General features: G+C 64.0%; 10 protein-coding genes. 3 read left to right on the forward strand and 7 right to left on the reverse strand.

All coding sequences use genetic code 11. The annotated features are described in order from the left end of the window. The first annotated feature begins 215 nt into the window (after positions 1 to 215). Positions 216 to 1,658 carry an inorganic phosphate transporter gene (locus tag AAC126_RS18880; RefSeq protein WP_339856236.1) on the forward strand — a complete coding sequence of 481 codons (1,443 nt, stop codon included), beginning with the start codon at positions 216 to 218 and terminating at the stop codon, positions 1,656 to 1,658. A 30-nt stretch (positions 1,659 to 1,688) separates the two neighbouring features. Here the strand turns inward: AAC126_RS18880 and AAC126_RS18885 are convergent, their stop codons facing one another. From AAC126_RS18885 to AAC126_RS18895, 3 genes are all read right to left on the reverse strand, one after another. Next, positions 1,689 to 4,868, reverse strand: coding sequence for an efflux RND transporter permease subunit (locus AAC126_RS18885; RefSeq protein ID WP_339856238.1), 3,180 nt, complete (start codon positions 4,866 to 4,868; stop codon positions 1,689 to 1,691). After that, positions 4,865 to 5,986, reverse strand: a complete 1,122-nt coding sequence (locus tag AAC126_RS18890) for an efflux RND transporter periplasmic adaptor subunit (RefSeq protein WP_339856239.1) — start codon at positions 5,984 to 5,986, stop codon at positions 4,865 to 4,867. Before AAC126_RS18890 ends, AAC126_RS18885 begins: the two co-directional genes overlap by 4 nt. A 146-nt stretch (positions 5,987 to 6,132) precedes the next feature. Continuing rightward, positions 6,133 to 7,554, reverse strand: coding sequence for a M20 family metallopeptidase (locus AAC126_RS18895; protein ID WP_339856242.1), 1,422 nt, complete (start codon positions 7,552 to 7,554; stop codon positions 6,133 to 6,135). Between the two features lie 242 nt (positions 7,555 to 7,796). Here AAC126_RS18895 and AAC126_RS18900 point away from each other — a divergent pair, with 242 nt between their 5' ends. Further along, positions 7,797 to 8,639: an isocitrate lyase/phosphoenolpyruvate mutase family protein gene (locus tag AAC126_RS18900; RefSeq protein WP_339856245.1), complete on the forward strand. Its 843-nt coding sequence runs from the start codon at positions 7,797 to 7,799 to the stop codon at positions 8,637 to 8,639. Between the two features lie 12 nt (positions 8,640 to 8,651). Here AAC126_RS18900 and AAC126_RS18905 read toward each other — a convergent pair whose 3' ends face one another. The 4 genes from AAC126_RS18905 to AAC126_RS18920 all read right to left on the reverse strand — a co-directional run bounded on the left by AAC126_RS18905 (position 8,652) and on the right by AAC126_RS18920 (position 11,077). After that, positions 8,652 to 9,467, reverse strand: coding sequence for a TIGR00282 family metallophosphoesterase (locus tag AAC126_RS18905; protein ID WP_339856247.1), 816 nt, complete (start codon positions 9,465 to 9,467; stop codon positions 8,652 to 8,654). After that, positions 9,464 to 10,075 carry a 5-formyltetrahydrofolate cyclo-ligase gene (locus tag AAC126_RS18910; protein ID WP_339856250.1) on the reverse strand — a complete coding sequence of 204 codons (612 nt, stop codon included), beginning with the start codon at positions 10,073 to 10,075 and terminating at the stop codon, positions 9,464 to 9,466. The genes AAC126_RS18905 and AAC126_RS18910 overlap by 4 nt, the downstream gene beginning before the upstream one ends. 212 nt (positions 10,076 to 10,287) lie before the next feature. Next, positions 10,288 to 10,620 carry a cell division protein ZapA gene (gene zapA, locus AAC126_RS18915; protein WP_339856253.1) on the reverse strand — a complete coding sequence of 111 codons (333 nt, stop codon included), beginning with the start codon at positions 10,618 to 10,620 and terminating at the stop codon, positions 10,288 to 10,290. Between the two features lie 4 nt (positions 10,621 to 10,624). Next, positions 10,625 to 11,077: a hypothetical protein gene (locus tag AAC126_RS18920; protein ID WP_339856256.1), complete on the reverse strand. Its 453-nt coding sequence runs from the start codon at positions 11,075 to 11,077 to the stop codon at positions 10,625 to 10,627. A gap of 63 nt (positions 11,078 to 11,140) precedes the next feature. Between AAC126_RS18920 and tkt the strand changes: the two genes are divergently transcribed. Continuing rightward, positions 11,141 to 12,851, forward strand: a 1,711-nt coding sequence (gene tkt, locus AAC126_RS18925) for a transketolase (RefSeq protein ID WP_339856259.1), incomplete at its 3' end; no start/stop codon positions are given.

The raw sequence follows: 12,851 nt of genomic DNA on the forward strand, positions 1-12,851 counted from the left end.
CGCACCATGCCAACGCAGCCGCCGCGCTGGCGACCCAGGGCTTCGGTGCCGTCGGGCCGATGCCGCGGCAGCCGGATGTCGAGGCGATGCTGGCCAGCCAGCCTGCACAAGCCTTTTCCGGCGAGTGCTTTTCCTCACCGGGCCGCTGATTCATACTGTGCCATTCATGCGCTTCTGCTTCACATTAACGGGAAGCGCGCGACCGGATCGGCCATATGCAGCTTGAAACCTCAGCCCTGACCAAAATCCTTCAGCACGACAGGAACGACGGCGCCCCTGGCAGGCTGGCCACATTGTCGTTCCGGCAATGCCTGCTTGCACTTGCGTTTTCCGCGGCGGCATTTCTCCTCGGTTATTATTTCGGCAGCTCCCAGGATGCGCTTTTCGCGGCCTGCGTCGCGCTGGTCGGCGGCTATATGGCGCTGAATGTCGGCGCCAACGACATCGCCAATTCGGTCGGCCCGATGGTCGGTGCCCGGGCATTGCCCCTCGGCGCCGCCCTGCTGCTTGCCGCCGTGGCCGAAATTGCCGGTGCCTTGCTGGCCGGGGAGCACGTCGCCGGCCGCATCGCCTATCGCATTGTCGATCAGGATGCCGTGCACGATCCGGTGCAATTCGTCTACGCGATGATTGCCGCCCTCGCCGGAGGCGCGCTCTGGATCAATGCCGCGAACCTGGTGCGGGTTCCGATCTCGACCACGCATTCAGTGATCGGCGGCATCGTCGGCGTCACCGTCTTCTCTCTCGGGACCGGCGCCGTTGTCTGGCCCGAGATTTCCCTGATCACGCTCGGCTGGTTTCTGTCGCCGGTGGTGAGCGCTATCGCCGCCATCCTGATCCTTGCCTTCATCAAATCGCAGCTGCTCGAGGTGCAGAACAAGGTGCGGGCCGCCCGTACCTGGATACCGGTCCTGATCGCCGCGATGGCCGCGCTCTTCACCCTCTTCCTGATCGCAAAGGGGCTCTCCAATGTCTGGAGACCGGCGACACCCGTCCTTGTAACAACAATACTCGGCGCCTTTATCGCGGCACTGGTCGCCTCCGGCCCCTATATCCGCCGCGTCTCCATGGGGCTGGCGAACAGAAGCCAGACCGTGCAGGCCCTGTTCCGGGTTCCACTGATCGCAGCGGGCGGGTTCCTCGCCTTCTCCCATGGCGCCAACGACATCGCCAATATCGCCGGACCGGTCACCGCCATCCTGCATGTGCAGAAGACATCGGATCTGAGCCTCGCACTTTACGTCCCCTTCTGGGTGCTGCTGCTCGGCGCTCTCGGACTGTCCGCCGGGTTGCTGTTCTTCAGCTCCGGCATGGTTCGCGTCGTCGCCACCCGGATCACCAAGATCAACCCGATCCGGGCCTATGCCATTGCCATGGCAACGGCCTCCACCGTGACCGCAGCCTCTTGGGTTGGCCTGCCAGTCAGCACGACGCAGATCGCCGTCGGCGCCATCTTCGGGATCGGTATCTATCGTGAGTACCGGGCCCGGCGCGATCTGGAAAAAAGGGTGTTCGAAGAAGGCGTGAAGCAGAAAAAACAGCGCATGCTGATCCGGCGCGATGACGCCGTCCGCATTCTCGCGGTCTGGGCCATGACCTTCCCCGCCGCCGGAATGATCGCCGCCGCCCTGCTCTGGCTCACCGAGCTTTTTCTTTAACGGTCCGCAACGGGCAGAATTACGCCCGCCTTACTCGGCCGGCTGTTCCTCGGCCTCGGCGACGTCCCGGATATTCCTGGCCTCTTCCAGCTCCCGGTCCAGCTTGTCGGCCGCAGCGGCACGAGCCGGGGACAGGCTGGCCAGGGCGATATAGATCACCGGTGTCAGGTAGAGAGTAAAGGCCGCCGCCAGCCCGAGGCCACCGAACACGACCCAGCCGATGGCACTCCGCGCCTCGGCGCCGGGCCCTGTGCTCAGGATCAGGGGCAGGCCGCCCAGAATGGTCGAGACCATGGTCATGGCAATCGGCCGCAGGCGGACGAGCGCCGCCCGCTCGACGGCCTGACGCACACTGAAGCCATGATCGCGGAGCTGGTCCGCGAACTCGACCACCAGAATGCCGTTCTTCGCCATCAGCCCGATCATCATCACCAGACCGATCTGGCTGTAGATATTGATCGAGGTGCCCGTCAGCAGCAGCGCGTAAATTGCCGCCGCGATCCCGAAGGGCACGGTCAGCACCACGATCGCCGCACTGGTCAGGCTCTCGAACTGGGCCACCAGAACGAGGAACACCACGATCATCGCAATGGCATAGGTGATCATCACCTCGTTCGAGGTTTCCTCAAGTGCCTCCGCCTCACCGAGCAGGATCAGGCTCACATCGTCCGGCAGGATCTCTTTCGCCAGTGCCTGCACATCGCGAATGGCGTCATGCAGCGGCAGGCCCGGCTTCAGATCCGCGTCGATCTTCACCGCGCGGCGCTGGGCATGCCGGTCGAGCTGGGCGGCGATACCTTCCTCCTGCATGGTAACCAGGCTGGAGATCGGAATGAGATTGCCCTGACTGGTCCGGACATAGAGGTTCGTAAGGTCGGTCGGATCGTCGATCGCGCCACCGATGGCCTCGAGCCGGATCGGGATGGATTCATCGCGCACATTCAGATCGGCGACTTCCATCCCGTCGATGGTGACCTGCAGGACGTCCGCCAGGTCATTCAGGCTGACACCGAGATCGGATGCCCGGCGGCGGTCAATATTGATCGAAAGCTGCGGCTGGCTCGGCTGATATGAAATCCGGATGTCGGACAGGTCCGGCAGCCGGTCCTCGATGGCCCGTCCCAGCGTCTTCGCGACTTCAAAAAGCCGCAGATAATCGTTCCCCACAAGCGCCACTTCAACGCCGCTTCCGGCGGAGCGGAGATTGAGGCTGTTCGGACTGTAGACCCTGACCCGGACGCCCGGGATCTGGTTCATCTTCTGCCGGATTTCGGACAGGATTTCCTGTTGTGACCGGTCACGCTCGTCCCATGGCGCAAGCGGTGTGGAGATGAATGTCCTGTTCAAATCCCAGCGCCCGACGATGGTGAAGATCGAGCTGATCTCGCCGCTATCGACATAGGGCTGCAGGATGGCTTCCATCAGATCGGCCTGATGGTTGCTGTATTCCAGCCCGACACCGTCCGGACCGTCACCGCGCAAATAGATGCCTCCGCGGTCTTCCGACGGCAGCAGTTCCTGGTCGAGAATATTGAACGTGAGCCAGGCGCCGCCGGCGAGAGCCAGCGACACGGCAATGACAAGGATCGGGGCCGAGAGCGCCCCCCTCAGGGTTACGCCATAGAGCCGGGCCAGGGAATCACCGACCCGCCCTATCGCCGACCTCAAGCCAAACCGGTCCGGACCATTATCCGCAAGCCGCGCGGACAGGGCAGGCACCAGCGTAAGTGCAACGAAGGACGAGATCATGACTGCGATGGCGAGGACAAAACCGAACTCGCGGAACAGCCGCCCGGCCGTGCTCGGCAGGAAGGAAATCGGCACGAAGACGGAGATCAGCGTCGCCGTCGTCGCGATCACCGCGAAATAGACCTGGCGCGTGCCGAGGACGGCAGCCGCCCGGCCTCCAAGCCCCTGGGAGCGGCGGCGCTGGATGTTCTCGAGCACGACAATACTGTCATCGACGATCAGGCCGGTTGCCAGAACCAGCGCCAGCAATGTCAGGATATTGATCGAGAACCCGAACGCCCAGATCGCGGCAACCGACCCGACCAGCGCGACCGGAATGGACACGCACGGGATCAGCGTCGCGGCGGGGGAGCCGAGGAAAACCCAGAGAGTCACGATCACGATCAGAACGGCGAGCAGCAGGCTGAACAGAACCTCCGAGACCGAGCCTTCAATGAACAGCGCATCGTCGGACGTAACCATCAACTCGATCTTGTCGAAACGGCGGTTCAGGTCGGCAATGGCCTTGGCGACATTCTTCGAGATCTCGATGGTATTGGATTGCGCCTGCCGGATGATGCCGAGACCGATGACCTCCTCGCCATTCACCCGCACCAGGCTCTCTGGGTCTTCCGGTCCGAAAAAGACCTGGGCCACGTCGCCGATCCGGACGGCGCCCTTGATGATGATGTCCTCGACCTCTTTCGCCGTCTCCACCGTCGCATTCGCGCGGACCAGCAATTCCTGATCCGTCGACGCAAAGCTGCCGGCGGGAATATCGAACGGGGCGCTCTCCAGCACCTCGATAACATCGGCAACGGACAGCGCGAAAGCGCTCAGCCGCATGGGGTCGAGCACGACTCGCAGCAGGCGGGCCCGGTCCCCGTACTGGGTGACGTCGGCAACGCCGTCGATGGAAATCAGCTCGGGGATGACATCCGTTTCGACGACATGGGTCAGCTCCTCCGTCGTCAGGCCATGCCCGAATACGGCAAGCCGCATCACCGGGCTGGCATCCGCGTCGGCCTTGATCACGGTCAGCTGCTCGACATTATCCGGCAAATCCCGTTCGACCCGGCTCACGGCCTCGCGAATATCGGAAGCAGCGACGTCGAGATCCGTCGTCGGACTGAATTCCGCATGCACGCGGAAATTATTCTCCTCGCTCGCTGAACGGATACGCTTCACCCCGTTGACCCGGGCGACGGCGCCTTCAACCAGGCTCGTGACCTCGCTGTCCATGGTCTCCGGCGAGGCGCCGTCGAGGATGCCGCGAACGGACACGACCGGCCGGTCCACGTTCGGCAGCTCGCGCACTTCCACCGCCATGATGGCCGCGGCACCGGCAAGGGCGATGAGGAGGTTGAGGACCAGCGCCAGCCAGGGGCGGCGGACGCTTATCGATGGCAAATCATTCGGTGCCGGAGCAGAGGACGGAGGCTGGGACGGGGACTGGGGAGACGGACCGCCGCTCGTCGTCATGATGTGGTTGCGTCCTGGTGCGCCTTGATCGGTGCGATCTCGGGGCCGTTCCCCGGCAGGATCTCGACCTTGGTACCCTCACGCATCCGGTGCAATCCCTGGGTCACGACCTTGTCGCCCGGCTGAAATTCACCATCGAGCAGGACGGTCGAGGCCTGGCGCTGGACGATGGAGACCGGCAGGCGCCGGGCGGTACCGTCGGAGATTGCCCAGACAAATGACCCGTCACCGCCCCATTGGATAGCGACCTCGGGCACGCTGGCCCGTTCCAGGCCTTCAACGTCGAGCGTGACCCGAAAACTCATGCCGGGCCGAAACCGGTCATCGGGATTCGGAATGCGGGCGCGCACGACAAAGGTCCGGGTCGCTTCATCGATCCGGCTTCCCGTGTCGTAGATTACGCCCCCTTCGATCGGACCGGTTTTTCCGGTCCACAGAGCGAGCCCGACCGGATCATCAACGGCAATCCGGCCATGCAGGGCTTCCGGCACCTCGAAGCGGATCAGCAGGGTCGACCGGTCGTCAAGAACCGCGATTTCGGTATTCGCATCCACCCGGTCGCCCACATCGGTATCCGTCATGCCGATACGGCCGGAGAAGGGGGCCAGGAGAAATCTGTCATCAAGCGCGACCTGCGCTTTCTCAAGTTCGATCTGGGCGGCGTCCACCGCCGTCACCGCGTCGTCGAGGGCCGCCTGCGTCGTGGCGCCGCTCTTGCGAAGTGTGCTCAGGCGTTCGGCAATCCGCTGCGCCGCCTCAAGCCGGACACGGGCCAGATCGACAGCAAGAGTCTCCGCCTTGCGATCCAGCTCAAGCAGCACCTGGCCCTTTTCCACCTTCGCATCCGCAGCAAGAGCGGTCTCGATCACCCGTCCGTCCGCAGCGGGATGCAATCGCGCGGACTGGTAGGCACGGGCCGTTCCCACCGCCTCGGTCCGGAGCCGTTCCCTGAGGAATTTCACATCGGCGACAACGACGGCCGCCGCGCGGCTCTTCGTGTTTCCGCTCTGCCCGCCAGCCTCTTCCGTGAAGCCAAGAATGGGCCCGAAATAAGACCATCCGCCGACCAAAACGGCGGCGCCAACAAGCAATACAAGCAATTGACGCGTCACGCTCATCCGAACCGTCCTGTTCCGCGCATCGGGCTATCCGAATGCGATGCCGAAGAGTGTAGTGCTCCGCCGGGTTTTGTCTATCGCAGCTGCGAAAGATCCGTGGAAAAAATCGGCCGCGCAATCCCGCGCGGCCGACCTGTGCCGTTATGTTACTCGGGCCGGGGCTGAAGCGGCGGCTGCACGTCATTCGGGATCGGGCACTGGTACGGCACCTTGGCCGTCCGGGCCGCATGATCCGCCTTCGCGGCGGCCAGCAGATCAGCGTCGCGCACCAGATCGACGGCGGTGCCGGCCATCGCCTTGGCGGCATAAATCATGCCCTTGTGCGCTGCGGGAGCCTTGCCCTGCGCCGTGATCTGCCAGGAATGGCCCGGCGTGCCGATGGCATGGGTCGCAACCCGCGCCTCGATGGTCGGCACCACCCAGCTGACGTCGGAGACATCGGTGGAGCCCGGCATGGAGACGCCCTGGGCGTCGAACGGCACGACGAAATCGCAGAGCGGCGTGTCTTCCCGTTCCTCGACCCCGGCCTTCCGGTACTCGCTGCCGATATCCTCCGCCGTCAGGGTCGCCTGGATCTCGGCCGCATATTTCCGGTCCGTGGCATCGAAGGGAACCCCGCCGAGACGCTGCATGTTCTCGTACATGGTCCGGCGCATCGGCTCGTTATCCAGCATGTTCGAAACGGCGCTGACGATCTGGGCCTTCACGCTCGTCTCGGTCATGAGCGCGGCGCCCTCGGCGACCTTCTTCACCCGCTCGACCAGCGCCTGCATGGTGCCGAGCTCCCGCGCCCGCACCGCGTACCGCACTTTCGCAAAGCCCTGCACCACGTTCGGCGCCACGCCACCGGCATCCAGCACCGCGTAATGGATGCGCGCATCCGGCGGCATATGCTCGCGCATGTAGTTGACGCCGACATTCATCAGTTCCACGGCATCAAGCGCACTGCGGCCAAGATGCGGCGCCGAGCTGGCATGGCTGCTGCGTCCGGTGAAGGAAAAGTCGATCCGGGTATTGGCGAGGGAATTCGCAAGCTGAACCTTGGTGACCCCTGCCGGGTGCCAGGTGACGGCCGCATCCACATCGTCGAAGGCACCGGCGCGGACCATGAAGCCCTTGGCGGCACCGCCCTCTTCGGCGGGACAGCCGTAATACCGCACCCGGCCCGGCGTGCCCGTCTTCTCCAGCCAGTCCTTCAGACCGGCGGCGGCCAGCATGGCGGCGGACCCGAGCAGGTTATGCCCGCATCCGTGGCCATGCCCACCGGGCTCCAGCTCTTTCGGCTCGGCGATGTTGGCAACCTGGCTCAATCCCGGCAGCGCGTCATACTCGCCCATGATGGCGATCACCGGACCGCCCTCGCCCGCTTCGCCCATCACGGCGGTCGGAATGCCGCCGACATTCTCGGTCACCCGGAAGCCCTGCTGTTCCAGCATCTTCCGGTGTTCCTCGACGGAGCGGTATTCGGTGTAGCAGATCTCGGGCATGCCCCAGATCCGGTCCGCGAGACCGATGAATTCCTCACGGTGCTCATCGACAAGATCCCAGATCAACTCGGCATTCGACATGGCGTTCTCTCCTGGACGCATTTTCTCGACCGGATGCAGGCCCGGAAAGGCGGGAAGTTCAGGCGGGGCAGTGCAAGGGGTCACTTGGAAGGACGCAAACGATGCGCCGGGGCCGCGTCCGGGTCAAGTCCGTCGCACACCCGCAGAAAGCGTTTTCCAAATATCGTGTTCACTTTTTGTTCTTTTTATGATAAAAACCGTCCCCGTTGGTTTGGGGGACATAATTGCTGGGGGGACATAAAATGCCGTCACACGCTCAAAAATTCGAAACATTCAGATCCCTGCATTTCACGGACCGGGCTTTCGTCATGCCTAATCCGTGGGATGCCGGCTCGGCGCGTATCCTCGGCCATCTCGGGTTCGCCGCGCTGGCGACGACCAGTGCAGGATACGCGTTTTCGGTCGGCAAGCGGGATTCCTTCGCCGGATTAAGCCGGGAGGAAATCCTCGCCAACGCGGCAGCCATTATCGCGGCGACGGACCTGCCGGTTTCAGCCGACCTCGAGGATGGCTTCGGTGCCGCGCCGGAAGCGTGTGCGGAAACGATCAGGCTGGCGTCGGATATCGGGCTGGTCGGCGGCTCGATCGAGGACGCGACCGGCAATCCGGACGCACCGATCTACGATTTGCACCAGGCCACGGAACGGGTCAGGGCAGCGGCAGAAGCCGCGAAAGGCCGCTCGTTCCTGCTCACGGCGCGGGCAGAGAACTACCTCTGGGGGAAGCCCAATCTGGTAGACACCATCGACCGGCTGCAGGCCTTTTCGGAAGCCGGCGCGGATGTTCTCTACGCACCGGGCCTGCCCGATCTGGACGCTATTGCAACGGTCTGCCGTGCAGTCGACAAACCGGTGAATGTGGTGATGGGCCTGAAAGGCCGGTTTTTTTCCGTCGAGGAACTTTCAGACGCCGGTGTACGCCGGATCAGCGTCGGCGGCTCCTTCGCCCGTGCCGCCCTCGGTGCCCTGAAGCGGGCGGCGGAGGAAGTTCTCACCGCCGGAACCTTCACCTACGCGGAAGACGCCATGCCGGATGCGGAGGCCGCCAGCCTGATGTCACCGGAAAAGCGCGCGTCCAGGCAGTAAAAACGGACGGCGTCAGAAGTCCGGGAACGCCTCGGAGAGCAAACCGCCGAGCCGTATCGGAGCCACGCGGGTCGCGAGACCGGTAGCATCGTCACTCTCGATCAGCAGGCCGGAGACGGTTGCCGGGCCTTCCGCGACTTCCAGCCGGGGGCGTCCCCACTTGGACAGGAAGCGCTCGACCGGCGCCTCCTTCTGCATGCCGATGACGCCTTCGTAGGAGCCGCACATGCCGGCATCGGTCATATAGGCCGTCCCGCCGGCGAGGATCATGTGATCGGCGGTCGGGATATGGGTATGGGTGCCGACGATGGCGCTGATCCGGCCATCGAGGAAATGGCCGAGCGCCACCTTCTCGGACGTCGCCTCGCCATGCATGTCGATGAAAATGAAGTCGGCGCCGTAGCCGAGCGGGCATTCCTCGACGATACGTTCAGCGGCGGTAAACGGATCGTCGCTGGTATCCATGAACAGCCGCAGGATGACATTGGCGACCAGCACGAAGCGACCGTCCGCCGTTGGAAACAGGCCGCTGCCCTTGCCCGGCGTATCGGCGGGATAGTTGGCCGGACGCAGCAGACGGGACTCGGCGTCGAAATAGGTCAGGATCTCGCGCTTGTCGAAAGCGTGGTTGCCGGTGGTGATGACATCCGCGCCCGCATCGAACAGAGCCTCGGCGATATCCGGCGTAATGCCAAAACCGCCGGCGGAGTTTTCGCCGTTCACGATGGCGAAATCGACGGAAAGCTGCTCGCGCAATTCCGGCAGATGATCCTGTACCGCCTCGCGTCCGGACCGGCCGACCACGTCACCAAGAAACAGCACCCTCATGAGGATGACCCTCCAAACTCGACAAGGCCCGTTTCGGTCAGCATGGCATCAAGGCGCTGATCCGTCCCCTCGCGCGGCACGGCCGGGACCCGTTGCGCCTCGTAGGCGGCGCCAACAGCCCGGACCGGCTTCAACCCGCGCAGCCGCTCCAGCGTGCGGTCGTAGAACCCGCCGCCATAGCCAAGGCGGTGCCCCGTATCGTCGTACGCAAGCATGGGAACGAGCAACAAATCCGGCTCAAGCTCGGGCGCACCGACATCCGGCACCAACCCTCCCAGCCCCGCCTTTACCAGGGTCGCGCCCGGTCCCCAGAGACGGAATTTCAGAGGCGCATCCTTTTTGACGACAACCGGCAGCACGACACGGTAGCCCCGCGCATGCAGGGCCAGCATCAGCGGGCGCGGGTCGATCTCGGTCCGGAAAGGCCAGTAGGCGGCAATGACCGTGATATCGGTGGGCAGGGCGACGCCGAGGAAATGATCGCGGATCGCGTGACCGGCGGTGTCGCTCAATGCATCATGCGCAACACCGCGCCTTGCCTCGATTTCACTACGCAGGGCCGCTTTATCGGCGGCGAGCATGTCATTGAGGGGCTCGGATACAGGCACGTGCGGCTTTCATCTTGGGCGGCTTCCCTTTGGAAGCAATGCGGACGGCGCCACCTCGACCGTTGGTCGTTGTAACCCTCTGTGGCCTGCAAAGCAGGTGGGCGCCGCGTAACGGGGCCAGGGCCCCGCCAGAGACAGCTCCCGAAGGATCGATTATAGCCCCAGGGATTGTGTGACCTGACAAATCGCGCAGTCACCGTCCACGGACATATCTAGGCGCGTTCCAGCTGGTCTGCAATGCTCTCGATCCGGCCCGCCATCGCATTCAGGGCCGAGACGATCTTTTCCTCGCCGTCACCGGGGACCGCCGCGCCGCCCTCCGAGGAGACTTCACGCTCGATCTCGCGCAGATCCACAAGCTCGTCCGCGATCAGCAAAGAGGCCATGACCAGCAGCCTTGTATCGCCGATCTGGCCGATCTGCTCGACCAGATCCTTCACATGGGAATCGACCATGGCGGCGAGGCTGGCGATCCGGCTTTCCTGACCGTCTTCACAGGCGATCCGGTAATTCTTGCTGTTGATGGTGATTTCGACCTGGGCCAATGAACTATCCTTCCAGCACGAATTTCAGGCGGCCGATGGTCTTGTCCAGCTTCTCGCTGACCTCATCGGTGACCTTGGACAGTTCGGCATATTCCTTTTTCGCCGCATCGAGCTCCGTTTGCAGCTCAACAGATCGGGAACTGAGTTCGACCGCATGGTGAGCGGCCGTATCCAACCGCTCAATGGCGGCTTCCAGACGGGCGGCAGCTTCGTCGAGTCGGGACATCCGGTCCGATCCTTCCAACACTTTAATTTCGGGCGTCCCCCGCCCGGCGGCTGAAGCATACAAAGCCGGATAACACGGCGTCAACGCGCGCCGGACTTGCCCCATAATTGCCCCACTCACCGAAACGGGAAAACCCGCATGAACTACGGTGTTGACGCGCGCGAGGCGGGACGGCATTTTCACCGCGCCTTTAAGGGGCTGAGACGGTGTTCCTGCGCCCGCCCCGCTCATCAGTTGCGGCCTCCCGTCCGGCCCTGTTCCGGAGAAGGGCGCCGCCGAACCCGATTGACGCTCATGAACACGACATCTTCTGCTGCAAGCGACGTTACCGGAAACGCCGTTTCGCACGATATGCTCGCGAATGCCATCCGCGCCCTGTCGATGGATGCGGTGGAAAAGGCCAAGTCCGGCCATCCCGGCATGCCAATGGGCATGGCCGACGTCGCGACCGTGCTGTTTTCCGAATTCCTGAACTTTGACCCGAAGGCGCCGAACTGGCCGGACCGTGACCGGTTCATCCTGTCGGCCGGCCACGGCTCGATGCTGATCTATTCGCTGCTGCATCTGACCGGCTACGAAGACGTCACGCTGGACGAGATCAAGAATTTCCGCCAGCTCGACTCGAAAACGCCGGGCCATCCGGAATACGGGCACACCACCGGTGTCGAGACCACGACCGGTCCGCTCGGCCAGGGTCTGGCCAACGCTGTCGGCATGGCCCTCGCCGAACGCATGAACAATGCCCGCTTCGGCGACGATCTGGTCGATCACTACACCTACGTGATCGCCGGCGACGGCTGCCTGATGGAAGGCATCAGCCACGAGGCCGCCTCCATGGCCGGCCACCTGAAACTCGGCAAGCTGGTCGTGCTGTTCGACGATAACGGCATCTCCATCGACGGCTCCACCGACCTGTCTGTTTCCGACGATCAACTGATGCGGTTCGAGGCCTATGGCTGGCATGTCAGCCAGGTCGACGGTCACGATGCCGAGGCCGTCTCCGCCGCCATCGAGGCCGCCCGCTCGGACGACCGCCCGTCCCTGGTCGCCTGCCGCACCAAGATCGGCTTCGGCGCGCCGACCAAGGAAGGCAAGTCCTCCTCCCACGGCGCCCCGCTCGGCACCGACGAAATTGCCGGTGCCCGGGAAAATCTCGACTGGAGCGCCGCACCCTTCGAAATTCCGGCGGATGTGCTGAAGGCATGGCGCGCCATCGGCACCGCCCGCGCCGAGGCCCACATTGCCTGGACCCAGCGCTACGACACGGCCGAAGCCGGAAACCGGAAGGCTTTCGATGCCGCCCTGTCCGGCAAGCTGCCTGCCGGTGCCGAAGAAGCCATCAAGGCGCTGATCGCCAAGCATGGCGAGGAAAAGCCGAAGCTCGCCACCCGCGTTGCCTCGCAGAAGACACTGGAAGTGCTGCAGCCGGCGATCCCGGCTCTGGTCGGCGGCTCGGCCGACCTGACCGGCTCCAACAACACCAAGGTTGGCGGGCAGGACGCTGTTCAGGCCGGCGATTACAGCGGCCACTACATCTATTACGGCGTGCGCGAGCATGCCATGGCCGCCGCCATGAACGGCATGGCCCTGCATGGCGGCCTGATCCCCTATGGCGGCACCTTCCTGGTCTTCACCGACTATTGCCGCCCCTCGATCCGTCTCTCCGCCCTGATGGGCCTGCGCGTCATCTATGTGATGACCCACGATTCCATCGGTCTTGGCGAAGACGGCCCGACGCACCAGCCGGTCGAGCATGTGTCCGCGCTCCGGGCCATCCCGAACCTGAACGTGTTCCGCCCGGCGGATGCGATCGAGACCGCCGAATGCTGGCTCGCAGCGCTGCAGGACGAGCATCGCCCGTCCATTCTCGCGCTGACCCGTCAGGGTCTGCCGACGGTGCGCAGCGGCGACACCTCGGAGAACCTATCGGCCAAGGGCGGCTACGTCCTGTCCGACGCTTCCGGTGATCGCAAGGTGACGATCCTCGCCACCGGCTCCGAGATCG

The sequence above is a fragment of the uncultured Nisaea sp. genome, assembly GCF_963974195.1.
Taxonomy (GTDB): Bacteria; Pseudomonadota; Alphaproteobacteria; order Thalassobaculales; family Thalassobaculaceae; genus Nisaea.

What these genes read in the sequence shown, in the direction of transcription:
- AAC126_RS18885 (WP_339856238.1), bottom strand. Translation starts at nt 4,868, where the DNA reads ATGACGACGAGCGGCGGTCCGTCTCCCCAGTCCCCGTCCCAGCCTCCG.
- AAC126_RS18880 (WP_339856236.1), top strand. Translation starts at nt 216, where the DNA reads ATGCAGCTTGAAACCTCAGCCCTGACCAAAATCCTTCAGCACGACAGG.
- AAC126_RS18900 (WP_339856245.1), top strand. Translation starts at nt 7,797, where the DNA reads ATGCCGTCACACGCTCAAAAATTCGAAACATTCAGATCCCTGCATTTC.
- AAC126_RS18920 (WP_339856256.1), bottom strand. Translation starts at nt 11,077, where the DNA reads ATGAGCGGGGCGGGCGCAGGAACACCGTCTCAGCCCCTTAAAGGCGCG.
- AAC126_RS18890 (WP_339856239.1), bottom strand. Translation starts at nt 5,986, where the DNA reads ATGAGCGTGACGCGTCAATTGCTTGTATTGCTTGTTGGCGCCGCCGTT.
- AAC126_RS18905 (WP_339856247.1), bottom strand. Translation starts at nt 9,467, where the DNA reads ATGAGGGTGCTGTTTCTTGGTGACGTGGTCGGCCGGTCCGGACGCGAG.
- AAC126_RS18895 (WP_339856242.1), bottom strand. Translation starts at nt 7,554, where the DNA reads ATGTCGAATGCCGAGTTGATCTGGGATCTTGTCGATGAGCACCGTGAG.